Here is a 15,287-nt window from a genome sequence, read left to right as displayed (position 1 = left end):
CCAGCCAGCATCTTGAATCACAAATCCGACCGACCGGGAATCCCTTCCGATTCAATCAAGCGATGAAACGCTCTAGGATTCGCCCGACCTGCTGCGACATGCATTAAGCGCGTCCGTAAAGCGGCACCAGCGTTCCGCTCATCGCCTGGTTGGTGGGCGAGGCGAGATAGGCGATTGCTTCAGCCGCCGCTTCGAGGCTGACCCATTTGGTGAAATCGGCATCCGGCATGTCGGCGCGGTTTGCCGGCGTGTCGAGCGTTGAGGGGGCGACGGCATTGACCAGGATGCCATTGGCCTTGAGCTCTTCCGCCATTGCCACCGTCATGGCGGCCACCGCGGCCTTGCTGGCCGTGTAGGCGACCATCCCGGCGCCGCGCCTGGGGTCGAGCCCGGCGCGCGCGGTGACATTGACGATGCGGCCGGCAGAGCCCGACGCCAGCATCGAGCGGATAGCCGCGCGGCTGCACAGGAAGGTGGTGCGGGCGTTGGTGTCCATCATCTCGGCAAAGGATGCCGATTCGATCTTTTCCACCGGTGCCTTGGCAAAGCCGCCCGCCAGATGGATCGATCCCCACAAGGCAGGGACCTGGGAATAGAAGGCTTCGACCTTGGCGGAGTCCGACAGGTCGACATTGTGCGCCAGCTTCACATTGTCATGCGCGGTGAAGGGGAAATGTGAAGGCGCGGCGGCGTGCGCGTTCGGCACATGGCAGATCGCGCCCTGCTCCAGCAGTCTGCCGACCACCGCCCCACCGAGCGCGCCGGTTCCACCGGTCACAACGATATGCCTGCCTTCAAGTGTTTCCATCATCCTGGACCGCTCCTGTCATTTTTATGACTTTTGTCGTTGGTTTGCCGCGCCGACGCGAAGCGTCGCGCCTTTCAGCCGATCACTCAACCGATATCTCGACATGGCAGCCGTCACGTCTTTGCATGCGTCAGGACATCGTCGAATAGCGAAGCCACCCGGAAGCGGCGCACGCCTTTCAGGACTACGTCGGCGAATGATCCGCCTCCGGACGGGGGGACCAAGGCCAGCCTGGATGGTTCAAACGACCGTGATTTCGATCACGCGCGGCAGTCCCGTTGCCCGGGCGTGCTTCAGCGCCTGAGGCAAGGCGCCGATGTCGGCCAGCCTTTCGGCGCCAATACCATAGGCTTCGGCCAGCTTGCAGAAATTGGGCGGCGCCGGCGACACGCCGACAGGTTCAACGCCGACATCGAGCATCGAGGTCTCGATCTCGCGATAGCCCCTGTTGTTCCAGACGACGAAGATGACAGGCGCTTCGGAATCCAGCGCTACGGCTATCTCCGGCAAGGTGAACTGGAAGCCGCCGTCGCCGGTCAGGCAGACCACCGGTGCATCGGGCATGGCGAGTGCCGCGCCGATCGCCGCCGGAGGGCCATAGCCCAGCGCGCCGAAGCCGGTCGCGGCATTGAACCAGCCGCCAGGCCGGTCGTGGTCGTAATAGAGATTGGCGGCGTAAATCGGCTGCGTCGAGTCGCCGACGATGATGGCCCCGGGCAAGGCATCGCGGATCATTTCCACGGCGTGCACCTGCGCCGCATAGGCCGGGCTCAACTCGGCAAAGGCGGCCTTTCGCCCCGTCGCGGCGCGGCCATGACCATCTTCACCGGCTCTGTGGGCCGGATCGATCGCCGTAAGCAGGGCCTCGATCGCCTCGGCGCAGTCAGCCTGGATGGCGACCGTCACCGGGCGCCGCGCAAGCTGGTCGGCACCGATGTCGATACGGATCAGGTTTGAAGGCAGCACAAAGCCGCCGTCGCCATAGCCGTCATAGTCGGTCGCGCCGAATTCGGTGCCGGCGGCGATCACCAGATCGGCATCGGCCATCAGCGCGCGAACCGCCTTCAGACTCGGACTTGCCGGTACGCAGAGCGGATGGCGGTGCAGCAACCCGCGCGCATTGGTCGTCTCGACGACGGGAGCGCCCAGCCTTTCGGCGAGGCGCCGCAGCGGGGCTTCCGCCTTCTTGGCACCGCCGCCGGCAAGGATCAGCGGACGGCGCGCGGCGGCGATGAGCTTGGCCGCGTTCACAATTGCCGCACCATTGGGTGCCGGAGGCGCCGCATTGCTGAGCAGGGCGGCGATGCCGTCCGCCGGCTTGACCATGACGTCGGTCGGGATCTCGATATGCACAGGACCGGGCCGCGAGGAGGAAAACAGGGCGAAGGCCCGCGCCAGCGCACCGGGCAACTCGCTGGCCCCGGTGACGCGTACCGACATCAGCGCCACCTTCTCCATCATGCCGCGCTGGTCAGGCAATTCATGCAGAAAGCCGAGCCCCTTGCCGAGCGTATCGGTGGCGTTGACGCCAGAAATCACCAGCATCGGCACCGAATCGGCGCGCGCCTGGCCCATGGCGGTGATGGTGTTGGTCAGACCCGGCCCGGTGATGACGAAGGCGACGCCCGGCCTGCCGCTGGCGCGGGCATAGCCGTCGGCCATGAAGCCGGCGCCCTGTTCGTGGCGCGGCGTGACATGGCGGATCTTCGACCTCGCCAGGCCCCGATAGAGCTCGACCGTGTGGACGCCGGGGATGCCGAAGACGGTGTCGACGCCATGGGCCTCGAGTAGCGAAATCAATGCTTCGCCGATGGTGGTCATTGGTTTTCTCCCGGTTAGAGCGGATTATTGGTTCCGCTCTGTCTCTTTGTTTCCTACGCAATTGCGAAGGGAAAGCGTACGCGGTTTTTCCGGGAAAACCGCTTCTCACTTTTCCTGGAATTGCTCTAGCGGCGCGAGGCCGAGCTCGGCCTCGACAGCCTTGACGCCAATCGCCGCCAATTCGCCGGGCGAGAACATCTCGCCGGCCAGGCAGCCTTCTATCCAGAGCCCGTCGATTATCGCATTGATCGCGATGGCATGGTGGCGCAGCTCGCTTGCGTCCGGCTTGTGCTGTTCGGCGGCGAGCACTTCAGCCACAACCGCTTCCACCTCGTTGCGAAAGCCAAGGTAGCCTTCGCGGTGGGCACGGGCCAGGGCAGGATCCGCACTGGCGCGGCCGATGAAGGTTGCCCAGAGCGAAAACACCCGCGCGTCGATGATCGGCGCATTGAGATTGGCGGTGACGAAGGCCGCAAGGCGCTGGCGCGGCGAGGCGCCGTCCATGACCAACGCCGCCTTCGCCTGCTCGGTCATGCGGCTGACCAGCGCCGTATAGGCTTCCTGCAGCAATTCTTCCTTGCCCGGGAAATAGTGCCCGATCAGCCCGGCGGTGACGCCGGCACGCAATGCGATGGTGCGCAGGCTGGCGCCTTGCAGGCCATGTTCCGCCACGCTGTCCAGAGTCGCTTCGATCAGATCCTGCCGCCGCCGCCCCTCGCCCTCGCGACGGAACTTACGGCGCGCATTCATTGGCGCAGGATCGGTCGCGTCAGGCATGTCGGCCCGCCTTCGCAGGCGATGCAGAGCGCATCCGCATCGAATATTTCAACAGTACAGCCGGCTGCCTCCATGGCGGCCCTGGTCCTGGGGAAACCGGCGACGGCAATGACCTTATGCGGGCTGGTCGGCAGCACGTTGAGGCTGAGGCCATTGGAAGCGGTGAACTCCTCGGCATCGCCCTCGACCAGCCGGATGCCGCGCGCTTTTAGCATCTGATAGAAGGCGGCCGGCAAAAGCGGCGAATAGACCAGCGCAAGGTCGTCGGCCAGCGGGCTGATCACCGACATCAGATGCAGGCACGCCTCTTCGCCCTGCCACAGCGGCAGATCGAAGCCGTAGACGGAAATGCCCAGCGGCGTCAGCAGATTGGAAACCTGCTGGATGCCTTCCTGGTTGGAGCGGACACCGCGCCCGATCGCCAGCGTGCGGGCATCGACCCATACACAGTCACCACCTTCGACCTGGCCAGGAGCCTCGACGCGGCCGAGGATCGGAATACCCAGTCTTCTGTAGGTTTCCTCATGCAGCGAAGGCTCGCCGGCCCGCAACGGCTTACCCATGGACAGGATCAGCGCGCCGCGGTCGGTCATCAGCGAGGGGTCGTGCGTGAACACCGAATCCGAAAGTCCGTCGGCCTTGTCCTCGATCCATTCGATCTCGGCGCCTGAAGCGGCCACCAGTTCAGCAAGGACCGCGTGCTGCGAGGCTGCTTTCGCCGCGTTGAATCCCGGGCCATAGTGCCAGGCGGCCCTGTCGGCGTCGCGCATGGCGTTGGCCGCCGACCGCATCAGCACGCGCCGCAGCGGCGCCGCCATGGACTGTGACCCGAAAGCGCTCATCGATGCCCTTTTTAAGCTGAAAAAAATCGAGAAAATTTCATGAGAGGTTATTTATACACTTGCACAACAAGGCCGCAAGTGCCGTAATGAGCGGGATTGACGGGCTCGCTCTGTTGAGTCCATGCTTGAAATCTGGAGCAGGGCAGTACAGCGTATGTTGATTAGCCGGGTAGACGTTCGACGAACCGCCGGCGGCCATATGGAGGTCATTTGGTGAGCGCTCTGGCAGCTGCCAAGATCTCATCCGGCGAGGCGCAGGACTGCGCCGCAGAAGCCATCCATGTCGAGAACCTGCACAAGAAATTCGGTCAACTGCATGTGCTGAAGGGCGTATCGCTGTCGGCGCGCGACGGCGAGGTCATCGCCATCATCGGCGGCTCGGGCTCGGGTAAATCGACGCTGCTGCGCTGCATCAACTGCCTGGAAAATCCGACCAGCGGCATCATCCGTGTCAATGGCGAGGAGATCAAGCTCAAGGCGGACAGCCATGGCCACACCATTCCGGCCGACCGCAGGCAGATCGAACGCATCCGCTCCAAGCTCGGCATGGTGTTCCAGAATTTCAACCTGTGGAGCCACATGACGCTGATCGAAAACGTCATAGAGGTGCCCGTGCATGTACTGGGCGTCAAGCGCGACGAGGCTGTCGCCCAGGCCGAAAAGCTGCTGGCGCGTGTCGGGCTCGCCGAGAAACGCGATGTCTACCCGGCCTATCTCTCCGGTGGCCAGCAGCAGCGCGCCGCGATCGCTCGCGCCTTGGCCATCAATCCGCGTGTCATGCTGTTCGACGAACCGACCTCGGCCCTCGATCCTGAACTGGTCGGCGAAGTGTTGAAGGTGATCGGCGATCTGGCGCGCGAAGGCCGCACCATGGTGCTGGTCACCCACGAAATGAAATTCGCCCGCGAGGTCGCGACCCACGTCGTCTACCTCTACAACGGGCTGGTCGAGGAGGAGGGGCCACCGGAGCAGATCTTCGGCGCGCCCAAATCCGAAAGGCTCAAGCAGTTCATCCGCAACATCGGCTAGGGAACGGCCGGGACGGAAGAAAACCGGGAACCAACAACAAACTGGGAGTTCTGAAAATGAAGACTGTTCTGAAGACATTCGCCACGGCGCTGCTGCTCGGCGTCGCCGCCATGGGCGTGGCCAAAGCCGATCCGGTTAAGATCGGCGTCGCCGCCGAACCCTACGCGCCCTTCACCTCGCCCGACGCTTCGGGCAAATGGGTCGGCTGGGAGATCGACTTCATCGACGCCGTTTGCGCCGAGGAAAAGCTCGATTGCGTCATCACCCCTGTCGCCTGGGACGGCATCATCCCGGCGCTGACCACCAAGAAGATCGACCTCATCGTCTCGTCGATGTCGATCACCGACGAACGCAAGAAGACCATCGACTTCTCGGACAAGTACTACAACACGCCGACCGCGATCATTGGCCCGAAGGACCAGAAGTTCGGCGCCACGCCTGACGACCTCAAGGGCAAGGTCCTCGGCGTCCAGGTGTCGACGGTGCATGCCGTCTACGCCAAGAAGCATTTCGGCCCCACGGCATCCGAGATCAAGGAATACCAGACGCAGGACGAAGCCAACAACGACCTTGCCGCCGGCCGCCTCGACGCGGTGCAGGCCGATTCCATCGCGCTCAAGGAGTTCCTCAAGACAGACCAGGGCAAGGCCTGCTGCGATCTCAAGGGCATGGTGGCCCCTGACGACGAAGTGCTCGGACCGGGCGTCGGCGCCGGCGTGCGCAAGGAAGACACCGATCTGAAAGAGAAGATCAACGCCGGCATCAAGGCGATCCGCGCCAACGGCAAATATGACGAGATCTCGAAGAAATACTTCGATTTCGACATTTACGGCGGCGCCACGCAGTCGAACTGACGACCCTCGCATGGGCTGGAGGACAGGGCGCTGACGTCCCCATCCTCCAGCTAGCCAGTCCACGCATGCTTGCCGCCGGCCGCTGGTGCCGGCGGATCGAGCCAGCAATCCGGGGGGCGACGCTGATCGAATCCTTTCTTCCGGCCTCCGCGGCCGGCATCGTCGAACTCCTCTCGCCGGCGCCCGTCGGCTGGGGTGGGACCCTTTTGCTCGGGCTCTTGCATTCGCTCGAGATCGCAGTCGGCGCCACGATCGTCGGCCTGCTGATTGGAACCTGGGGTGCCTATGGCAAGCTCTACGGCGGGCCCGTGGTGCGCGACCTGTTCGCGGTCTACACCACGGTGGTGCGCGCCGTGCCGGAACTGGTGCTGATACTGCTGCTCTATTATGCCGGTACCGACCTGATAAACCAGGTGCTGGCCGCGATGGGTTACCAGCGTGTCGATATAAGCGGGCTGGTGGCCGGCATTGCCGTGCTCGGCTTCGTCCAGGGCGCCTATTCGACGGAAGTCATCCGCGGCGCGATCCTCGCCATTCCGCAGGGCCAGATCGAAGCCGCTCGCGCCTTCGGCATGTCTCCCGGCCTTCTGTTGCGGCGCATCACGCTGCCGGCGATGCTGCCTTTCGCCATTCCGGGCCTCGCAAATCTGTGGCTGATCGCCACAAAGGACACCGCGCTGCTGGCCGTCGTCGGCTTCTTCGAACTGACGCTGGCGACACGACAGGCGGCGGGCGTCACCAAGGCCTATCTGGTTTTCTTCCTCGCCGCCGGCGTGCTCTATCTCTGCGTGACGCTGGTTTCGAACTTCCTGCTTGGCCGCGCCGAGAAATGGGCGCGGCGCGGCATGCCTTCCATCAAGGAGGCACGCTGATGACCAGCGAAACAGCCGTCATCGACACGGCAGCGCGCGCTTCGCTCTGGCTGCAGCCACATCGCATCGTGCTGATCCTCATCGCGTTGGGGCTCGTGGCCTCGGCCGCTTATTTCATGCGCTGGGACTGGCTGCCGCAATATTGGGAAATGGGCCTGATGGGCATCTGGCGTGCCCTGTGGATCCTGGCCGTCACCTGTACGCTCGGCTTCATGATCGCCTTGCCCGTCGGGCTGGCGCAGGCGGCCGGTTCGATCTGGGTCGCGACACCGGCGAAAGTGTTCTGCACCATCATTCGCGGCACGCCGCTGCTTCTGCAGCTATGGCTGCTCTATTACGGGCTGGGCTCGCTGTTCCCGCAATATCCATGGATCCGCGAATCCTGGATGTGGCCTTATCTCAGGCAGGCCTGGCCGTACGGCGTGCTGGCGCTGACCTTGTCCTTTGCCGGCTATGAAGGCGAAGTGATGCGCGGCGCCTTTGCCGGCGTGCCCAAGGGGCAGCTGGAAGCCGCCCGCGCCTTCGGCATGAGCCGCTGGAAGATCTTCCGCCGGATCTGGCTGCCTCAAGCCTTCTACCGGGCGCTGCCGACGCTGACTGGCGAGACCGTGCTGCAGCTGAAATCGACGCCGCTGGTGGCGACTATCAGTGTGATCGACATCTTCGCCGTCTCGTCCAAGGTGCGGCAGGACACCTATCTCACCTACGAGCCCTTGCTGCTCCTGGCGTTGATCTATATGGCGATCACCGGCATTCTGGTCTTCGCGTTCAGCCGGATCGAGGCGCGGATTCCGGTCAAGATCGGGTAAGCGAGTAGTGAATAGGAAATAGTGGGCTGCTTGCCGGTTTTATTCTACTGACTACTCCCTATTTCCTACTCACTCAGGAGCAGCCCTGATGCAACTCAGTCTCGACCAGGCAAAAGGACTGTGCCGGATGGCGGCACTTGGCGCCGGCGCCAATGAGGAAGCGGCGCAATCGCTCACCGCCTCGATCATCGCGGCCGAGGCGGAAGGACTTGCCACCGTCGGGCTGTCGCATTTCATCGATTACCTCGAGGCGTTCGAGGCCGGGCGCATCGACGGCAATGCCGATCCGGTGATCACGCGGCCGGCGCTGGCCATCTATCTCTCGGACGCACGCCGCGGGCTGGCGCATACCGGATTCGACCGCACCATCGACGACCTCGCCAAGGCGGCAAGACTGTTCGGCGTCGCCATCTTCTCGCAGAAAAACGCCTATACGTGCGGGGCGCTCGGCTACTTCACCGGCCGGCTGGCGGCGCAGGGGCTGGTGTCGTTCGCCGCCACCAACGGCCCGGCCGTCCTGGCCGGCTCGGGGTCGGTCAAGCCGGTCTATTGCACCAATCCGATGTCGTTCGCCGCGCCCGCCGCCGACGGCGCGCCGCTGGTCATCGACCAGTCGTCGAGCGCCACCGCCTTCGTCAACATCCGCAAGGCGGCGGAAGACGGCAAGAAGATTCCCGAAGGCTGGGCGCTGGACGCCAGCGGCAATTCGACGACCGACCCGGCCGCCGCCATGAAGGGCGCCATGCTTGCCTTTGGCGGCCAGCGTGGCGCCAACATCGCGCTGATGGTCGAAGTGCTGGCGGCGGGCCTGTCGGGCGCCAACTGGTCGCTCGACGCACCGTGGTTCAGCGGCGGTCCCGACAGTCCGGGAACCGGCCTGTTCGTGCTCGCGGTCGAGCCGAAGCTACTCGATCCGGATTTCGAGCAGCGCATGAAGGACCAACTCGACCGGCTGCGCCGACGCTATGGCGTGCATGTGCCCGGCCGCGCCCGGGCCGAAGCGGTCGAGAAGGCGCAGGCGCGCGGCATCACCGCGCCCAAGGCGGTGATCCAGCGCATCTCCGAATTCGCCGAGCGCTATTCGGTCTGAAGAAACTGACGAAATTTCCCGCGCGTCGGTGAACCTTCCCGCGCCTCGCGACGACCAATGGCTGTCCGGGTCGGGTTTGCCCGGTCGGTGTCTTCTGTCGGATGCGTTCAGGGCTGGGGCGGGCGTACTTGCTTCACGCCACGCTGATACCGTCTCAGGTCAGGCCGCCTCGTTGGACCCTGCTTTCGGCGCGAACGTCACCCGGAAAACCCCGCTTCGGCGGGGTTTTCTGCGTCTGTCGTTCGCGGCGCCAAAACATGATGAAAGTGCCATGCGCTTTCGCGGAAAACCGCTTCACACTTTTTCTGGAATTGCCCAAGAAACAAGGATGACGCGACGACGCGTCACCCTTTGCCTTTAGCGCAAAACGGACTATGAAACGGCTCAGCCAAGCCATCTGGAACGCGCGCCGGAGCCCGCCATGACCGAAATCCTGCAGACCCCAAAGCTCGTCGTCGTCTTTGGCGGGTCAGGCTTTGTCGGCCGTCATGTCGTGCGGGCGCTGGCCAAGCGCGGCTATCGTATCCGGGTCGCCTGCCGGCGGCCCGATCTTGCCGGCCATTTGCAGCCACTCGGCAATGTCGGTCAGATCCAGCCGGTGCAGGCCAATGTGCGCGTACGCTGGTCTGTCGACCGCGCCGTGCAAGGCGCCGACCACGTCGTCAATCTCGTCGCCGTCCTGCATGAGAGCGGCCGTCAGAAATTCTCCGCCGTGCACGAATTCGGTGCTCGCGCTATCGCCGAGGCCGCGCGCGCCGTCGGCGCCGGCCTCACCCATATTTCGGCGCTCGGCGCCGATCTGGACTCCAAATCGGATTATGCGCGCACCAAGGCGTTGGGCGAGAAGGCCGTGCTGGAGACGATCGCCGACGCCGTGATCCTCCGGCCGTCGATCAATTTCGGGCCCGAAGACAGCTTCTTCAACCGCTTCGCCAACATGGCGCGTTATTCGCCGGTGCTGCCGCTGATCGGCGGCGGCCAGACCAAATTCCAGCCGGTCTATGTCGGCGATGTTGCTGAAGCTGTTGGGCGCTCGGTCGACGGCAAGATCGATGGCGGCCGGGTCTATGAGCTTGGCGGCCCCAACGTGCTCACTTTCAAGGAGTGCATGCAGGAAATGCTCACCGTGATCGAGCGCAAGCGCCTGCTGGTGCCGGTGCCGTGGTGGGTGGCCAACATCCAGGCCTCGATCCTCGGCCTGCTGCCCAACCCGATGCTGACCAAGGACCAGGTGACGCAGCTGCGCGAGCACAACATCGTTTCGGACGAAGCCGCCAAGGCCAACCGGACACTGGCGGGGCTCGGCATCCAGCCGCAGTCGATCGCGACGATCCTGCCCAGCTATCTCTGGCGCTTCCGCGCCGCCGGCCAGTTCCAGCAGCGCAAGCCCGCGGTAATAATCTCCAGAAGCGTCAGCCCTCAACGATGACGAGGCGTGATCCGCATCGGCAGCCCGCCTTGCGGCTGCGTGGTTAATTTCTGCACCGGCCAAGGTTTTGTTTCAGCGGTCGCGTCGAAGCGGAAGCGTGACAAAAGGATGGCGAGCGCGATGATCGCCTCCAGCATGGCGAAACTGGCGCCTATGCAGACGCGCGGTCCCGCGCCGAAGGGCAGATACTGGAAGCGGTCGATCTTTTCACGGTTTCCCGGGTGGAAGCGTTCGGGCAGGAAAGCGTCGGGCCGGTCCCACAACTTCCTGTGGCGGTGGACGACCCACGGCATCACCAGCACGGCGGCGTGCTTGGGAATATAAAGGTCCCTCCACATTTCCGGCACGATCGGCTCGCGGTTGATCGATGGCGCCGGCGGGTAGAGCCGAAGCGCCTCGTCGAAGGCGGCGCGTGTCAGCGGCATGGCGTCGAGCCACTTCGTCGGATCGGGCTCGCGCGCCAGCACCTGGTCGATCTCCTGTTCGACGCGGTCGCGCTCCCAGGGCGATTCGGCCAGGCAATAAAGGGTCCATCCGAGCGCGCGCGCCGTGGTCTCGTGGCCGGCACCGATGAACGTGATGATGTTGTCCTCGACTTCCGGGCGTGTCAGCCCGTCGGGGCCTTCGGCCTTGAGCAGCAGCGTCAGGAAATCCTGGGGCACGGCATCGGGGTCGCGCCTGAACTTCTCTTCGCGCATCTTGACCGTGTCGGTCACGATCTTGCGGAAATAGGCCATCGTCTTGCGGCCGCGGATGCGGGTCAGCCGTGGCAGCCAGTCGGGCGCACGCAACAGGTCGAGCGGGTCGACGCGGCCCATGGTCTCGAACAGGCGGTCGATCTCGTTTTCGAAACTGCCCGGCTCGCCTGCGATCTCGCCGGAAAACAGCGTCTCGGCCAGGATGTCGTAGGTGAGCAGCGTCATGTCATGGGCGATATCGGACGCGCCGCCTGCCTCGTAACGGGTGACGAACTCCAGCGTGCGTTTCAGCATCGGCTGGGCAAAGCCGAAAATGTGGCGCGGTGTGAACACCGGCGCCATCGCCTTGCGCGACCGCTTCCACACCTCGCCCTCGGCGGTCAGCAGGCCATCGCGCAGGATCGGCCTCAGGATCTTCTGGCGCACCGTCGCCATCTTGTAGTTTTTGGCGTTGTCGACCAGCACATGGCGGATCAGGGCGGGATCATTAGCGATGACCAGCGGCCCGCCGGCGCCCTTGGCCGAAATCCAGGGTTCGTTGTAGGTCGGCTCGCCCCAGAGTTCGAGCGGGTTGCGATAGACGATGCGGATCATCTCCAGCGTCGAAGGCGGCGACGTGCGCGGCTTCGGGGCGGGAGGAACGAAGGGGGCGGGCTGAGTATCCATGGAGTGCTCCGCTGTTCCCATCAATGTAGTGGCTGGCACACCGGGCGTCCATGTGGCCAAACGGCAGAGCGGACCATGACTTCAGGAACGCAGGGCAGACGGTCTGTTCATCCGATCGTGACCGTTCCGTCAGGGCTCCGACCTTGTCCGCTGGAACGCTCTGCCGTAGTGACGGTCACCAACGGATACCGCCTGACAAAGGAGCCTGCCTTGAAGCACCAGTTGAACATCATCATCGGCAGCACGCGGCCCGGCCGCGCCGGCTCGGTTTTCGCCGAGTGGCTGGAGACGTTCGCGCGCGAGCACGGAAAATTCGAGCCGGTGCTGACCGACATCGCCGCGTTCGGTCTGCCGGTGCTGGACGAACCCTATCATCCAAGGCTCGGCAATTATCAAAACGACCACACCAAGGTCTGGTCGAAGGCGATCGACGCTGCAGACGCCTTAGTCTTCGTGGCGCCGGAATACAATTATTTCGTGGCGCCCGCGATCGTCAACGCGGTCGACTATCTCGCCCGCGAATGGAGATACAAGCCAGCCGCCATCTTCAGCTATGGCGGTGTTTCCGGCGGCCTGCGCGCGGCGCAGGCGCTGAAACCGCTGCTGACCGCGGTCGGGATCATGCCGATCCCGGAAGGTGTCGCGCTGCCGCTGTACCAGAAACTGCTCGACGAGAATGGCGCCTTCGATGCCAGCGAGCAGGTGCGGGGCGGAACCAAGACCATGCTGGACGAACTGTTGCGCTGGAGCGAGGCGTTGAAACCAATGCGCGCTGCCTGAGAGAGCCGCTCTCAGCGCGGCTTGCTCGCGCCATAAAGAGGTGGAATGGTCGGCAAATGACCGAGCCGGGGCGGTTCGACTTGCGTTTGCTGTTTGCCTTGCTGCTGATGCTTGCGACCACCGCCGCGGCGGTGGCGGAGCGGCGCGTGGCATTGGTCATGGCCGATGACGACTACCGGCTGGTCCGGCCGCTTGCCAACCCCATCCATGACGGCGAGGCGATGGAGGCGGCGCTGAAGAAGCTTGGTTTCGAGGTGGTGCTCGAAACCAATCGTGATCTCAGGCGCATGCGCCGCGCGCTCGACGATTTCCGCGAAGACGCCAAGGGCGCCGACGTGGCGCTGGTGTATTTCTCAGGCCATGGCGTCGAAATATCGGGCGACAACCGGCTGCTGCCGGTCGATGCCGACGCGTCTTCGCTCGATGCGCCGGACAAGACCAGCCTGCCGCTGGAAGAGGTGCGCGACGCTGTCGCCGCCACCGCGAAAGTCGGGCTGATCGTGCTCGATGCCTGCCGCAGCGATCCGTTCTCGGGGAATGGCGGCACCGGTCGTGGCGCGACCTCGCTGGCCAAGGATGTCGCCGACAGCGTGAAACCGGGTCTTGGCCGCATCGGGCGGGCGGAAAACATCCTGTTCGCGTTCTCGGCCGCACCCGGCGAGACGGCCGCCGATGGCACCGGCCAGAACTCACCCTTCACCACGGCGTTGACCAAATATCTCGGCACCGACGGGCTTGAGATTCGCTCGGTGCTGACGCTGGTGCAGCAGGAGGTCTACGACGTGTCGCGCGGCAAGCAACTACCCTATGTCGAGAGCGGCCTGCCGAAGCTGTTTTTCGCCGCTGCCGCCAAGGAGCAATTGCCGGAGCGCGAAAGGCTGCTGCTGGCCATGGCCGACGTGACGCCGGAGATGCGGGGCGAGGTCGAGCGGATCGCCAGCGACCCCGACATGCCGCTGGCGCCGCTCTATGGGGCGTTGATCAGCGCCGACACCAGCCATCTGTCGGCGGAGAGCCTGAATGCCCGGCTGCGCGAGGCGGCGGACGCCTTCGTCAAGGTGCGTGCCGAGATGAAGGCGCTGGCTGCCGACGATCCGCGTGTGACGGATCTGCGCCGTCAGGCCGAGGAGCAGCTGGCCCTGGGCGCCTTCGGCACCGCACGGGCGAAGTTGGCCGAGGCGGTCGGCATCGACGAAGTGTCGCGCAAGGCGCTGAAGGTGAATTTCGTCGATCGAACGCTGTCGCAGGCCGCGACGCTGTTCCTGTCGGCGGGCACGGCGCGCGCCGACCTCGATTATGCGGCGGCCATCAAGGGCTATGAAACGGTGCTGTCGCTGTATGGCGAGGCCGGGCAGACCTCGCTCAGCCTGGAACAAGCCGACCGCCGGAGCAGCCGCTGGACGAGCTCGGTCTGCTCTATACGACGGTCGGCAATGTCGAGGCGGCCGGCCGGGCCTTCACCGCCCTGTTGGCCAACCTCGAGCAGCGGTCGCTTCTGGAAACCGATCCCAGCATCAAACGCGATCTCGCCATCAGCCACATCAAGTTCGCCAACATAGAGATGGCGCAAGGCGATCTGCCAAACTCGCTCGAAAACTATGAGGCGGCCAGGGGCATGCTGCAGGAGCTGACCGCAAGCGTGCCGGACAAGAAAGACTGGCTCGGTGATCTTGCCATGGCCAATGACAAGATCGGCAACGTGCTGGCGACACAAGGCGATGTGGGTGCGGCGGCCCAGGCCTATCAACAAAGCCTGTCGATCAAGCAGAAATTGGCCGACGCCGAGCCGAACAGCGCTTATCTGCTGCGCGACCTGACCATAACCTATGACGAAATCGGCGACCTTGCCCGTACCGCCGGCCAGTTGAACAGCGCCCAGACCGCCTTTGAAGAGAGCCTGAGACTCCGGCTGGCGCTGGCCGAGAACAAACCCGACGACCTTGAGCGCCAGCGGGCTGTCTCTGTCAGCCACGAGAGGATCGGCGACGTGCTGCGCGAGCGAGGCGACGCCGCCGGCGCGCTTGTGGCCTACAACAAGAGCCAGGCGATCGCCGGGAGCCTGGTGCGCCGCGACCCCAACGATACCGACTTGAAGCGCGACCTGTCGATCAGTTACGCCAAGGTCGGCAACGCGCTCAACGACCAGGAGAACTGGCCGGCAGCACTGGTCTCCTATCAGAAAGCGCTGGCCGTAGCGGGTGACCTTGCCCGGAGTGACCCCGGCAACACCGGCTGGCAGCGCGACCTGTCGGTCTGTCTGGAAAAGGTTGCCGGTGTGCTTGATGCGCAGGGCAATGTCAGCGAGGCGCTGCAAAACTACCAGGACAGTCTTGCCATCGCCGACCGGCTGGCCCAGCTCGACCCAGGCAATTCCGACTGGCAACGCGACCTGTCGATCACTCTGTCGGAAATCGGCATGCTGGAGACCAAGCAGCGCCACTTCGAGGGCTCCAAGAGGGCCTTCGAAGCCAGCCTCGGCATCCGCCAGCAACTGGCTCAGTCCGATCCGAACAATGCGGTTTGGCAATTTGATCTGGTGCAGGCTTACATCAACTATGCGTATGTGGCCAAGGATCCGAAGGCGGTGCTGACCAAGGCGCTGAACCTGACGCTGGAGCTCGACCGCACGGGCCGGCTGGCGCCCAGGGACAAATCCACGATCAAATATTTGCGCGGCCTTCTCGCCAAAATCAACGCCCGAAAAAAATAGCCGGCCGCCGGCTTGGGATTTGCGCCGGAAATGCCTGCAAACCTTGGAAAAACCGCCTTTAGCGCCTATATCTATCGATCTCAGAAGCGCGATTCGGGGCCA

General features: G+C 64.2%; 14 protein-coding genes. 9 read left to right on the top strand and 5 right to left on the bottom strand.

Going from position 1 to position 15,287, the window contains the following annotated elements; all coding sequences use genetic code 11:
* Nucleotides 1-103 precede the first annotated feature (103 nt).
* The 4 genes from FJ960_RS20650 to FJ960_RS20635 all read right to left on the bottom strand — a co-directional run bounded on the left by FJ960_RS20650 (nt 104) and on the right by FJ960_RS20635 (nt 4,248).
* The gene (locus FJ960_RS20650; protein WP_027142833.1) at nt 104-811 is read right to left on the bottom strand and encodes an SDR family NAD(P)-dependent oxidoreductase; all 708 of its coding nucleotides are present in this window, start codon (nt 809-811) and stop codon (nt 104-106) included.
* A gap of 237 nt (nt 812-1,048) precedes the next feature.
* Entirely contained in the window at nt 1,049-2,629 is a 1,581-nt protein-coding gene (locus FJ960_RS20645; RefSeq protein WP_140506686.1) for a 5-guanidino-2-oxopentanoate decarboxylase, read from the bottom strand.
* A 105-nt stretch (nt 2,630-2,734) separates the two neighbouring features.
* On the bottom strand, nt 2,735-3,406 hold the full coding sequence (locus tag FJ960_RS20640) for a TetR family transcriptional regulator C-terminal domain-containing protein (RefSeq protein ID WP_140506688.1): 672 nt from the start codon (nt 3,404-3,406) through the stop codon (nt 2,735-2,737).
* Nucleotides 3,376-4,248, bottom strand: coding sequence for a dimethylarginine dimethylaminohydrolase family protein (locus tag FJ960_RS20635; protein WP_140716410.1), 873 nt, complete (start codon nt 4,246-4,248; stop codon nt 3,376-3,378). The genes FJ960_RS20640 and FJ960_RS20635 overlap by 31 nt, the downstream gene beginning before the upstream one ends.
* A gap of 213 nt (nt 4,249-4,461) precedes the next feature.
* On the opposite strand from FJ960_RS20635, the gene FJ960_RS20630 reads away from it, so the two are divergent.
* The 6 genes from FJ960_RS20630 to FJ960_RS20605 all read left to right on the top strand — a co-directional run bounded on the left by FJ960_RS20630 (nt 4,462) and on the right by FJ960_RS20605 (nt 10,331).
* Complete coding sequence (locus FJ960_RS20630; protein ID WP_051442619.1) at nt 4,462-5,277, top strand: ABC transporter ATP-binding protein; 816 nt, start codon at nt 4,462-4,464, stop codon at nt 5,275-5,277.
* Between the two features lie 56 nt (nt 5,278-5,333).
* Nucleotides 5,334-6,131, top strand: a complete 798-nt coding sequence (locus FJ960_RS20625) for a transporter substrate-binding domain-containing protein (protein WP_140716408.1) — start codon at nt 5,334-5,336, stop codon at nt 6,129-6,131.
* 206 nt (nt 6,132-6,337) lie between these two features.
* Nucleotides 6,338-7,003: an ABC transporter permease gene (locus FJ960_RS20620; RefSeq protein ID WP_140506889.1), complete on the top strand. Its 666-nt coding sequence runs from the start codon at nt 6,338-6,340 to the stop codon at nt 7,001-7,003.
* Nucleotides 7,003-7,812 carry an ABC transporter permease gene (locus tag FJ960_RS20615; RefSeq protein ID WP_140716406.1) on the top strand — a complete coding sequence of 270 codons (810 nt, stop codon included), beginning with the start codon at nt 7,003-7,005 and terminating at the stop codon, nt 7,810-7,812. The genes FJ960_RS20620 and FJ960_RS20615 overlap by 1 nt, the downstream gene beginning before the upstream one ends.
* 88 nt (nt 7,813-7,900) lie before the next feature.
* Nucleotides 7,901-8,902 carry an Ldh family oxidoreductase gene (locus FJ960_RS20610; RefSeq protein ID WP_181165952.1) on the top strand — a complete coding sequence of 334 codons (1,002 nt, stop codon included), beginning with the start codon at nt 7,901-7,903 and terminating at the stop codon, nt 8,900-8,902.
* 421 nt (nt 8,903-9,323) lie between these two features.
* Complete coding sequence (locus FJ960_RS20605; protein ID WP_140716402.1) at nt 9,324-10,331, top strand: complex I NDUFA9 subunit family protein; 1,008 nt, start codon at nt 9,324-9,326, stop codon at nt 10,329-10,331.
* Here the strand turns inward: FJ960_RS20605 and FJ960_RS20600 are convergent.
* Nucleotides 10,322-11,695 carry a cytochrome P450 gene (locus tag FJ960_RS20600; RefSeq protein ID WP_140716401.1) on the bottom strand — a complete coding sequence of 458 codons (1,374 nt, stop codon included), beginning with the start codon at nt 11,693-11,695 and terminating at the stop codon, nt 10,322-10,324. The two genes, FJ960_RS20605 and FJ960_RS20600, sit on opposite strands and share 10 nt — an antisense overlap.
* 210 nt (nt 11,696-11,905) lie before the next feature.
* Here FJ960_RS20600 and FJ960_RS20595 point away from each other — a divergent pair, with 210 nt between their 5' ends.
* Genes FJ960_RS20595 through FJ960_RS29920 form a run of 3 tightly spaced genes read left to right on the top strand, consistent with a single transcriptional unit; the run spans nt 11,906 to nt 15,185 of the window.
* The gene (locus FJ960_RS20595; protein ID WP_140716399.1) at nt 11,906-12,475 is read left to right on the top strand and encodes an NADPH-dependent FMN reductase; all 570 of its coding nucleotides are present in this window, start codon (nt 11,906-11,908) and stop codon (nt 12,473-12,475) included.
* A gap of 56 nt (nt 12,476-12,531) precedes the next feature.
* Complete coding sequence (locus tag FJ960_RS29925) at nt 12,532-14,034, top strand: caspase domain-containing protein (RefSeq protein ID WP_246672886.1); 1,503 nt, start codon at nt 12,532-12,534, stop codon at nt 14,032-14,034.
* Entirely contained in the window at nt 13,944-15,185 is a 1,242-nt protein-coding gene (locus FJ960_RS29920; protein ID WP_246672885.1) for a hypothetical protein, read from the top strand. Before FJ960_RS29925 ends, FJ960_RS29920 begins: the two co-directional genes overlap by 91 nt.
* Nucleotides 15,186-15,287: the final 102 nt, after the last annotated feature.

The sequence above is a fragment of the Mesorhizobium sp. B2-3-11 genome (assembly GCF_006442215.1).
Taxonomy (GTDB): domain Bacteria; phylum Pseudomonadota; class Alphaproteobacteria; order Rhizobiales; family Rhizobiaceae; genus Mesorhizobium; species Mesorhizobium salmacidum.
Note: the sequence above shows the minus strand (reverse complement) of the source record. Positions and strands in the feature narration are given on the sequence as shown.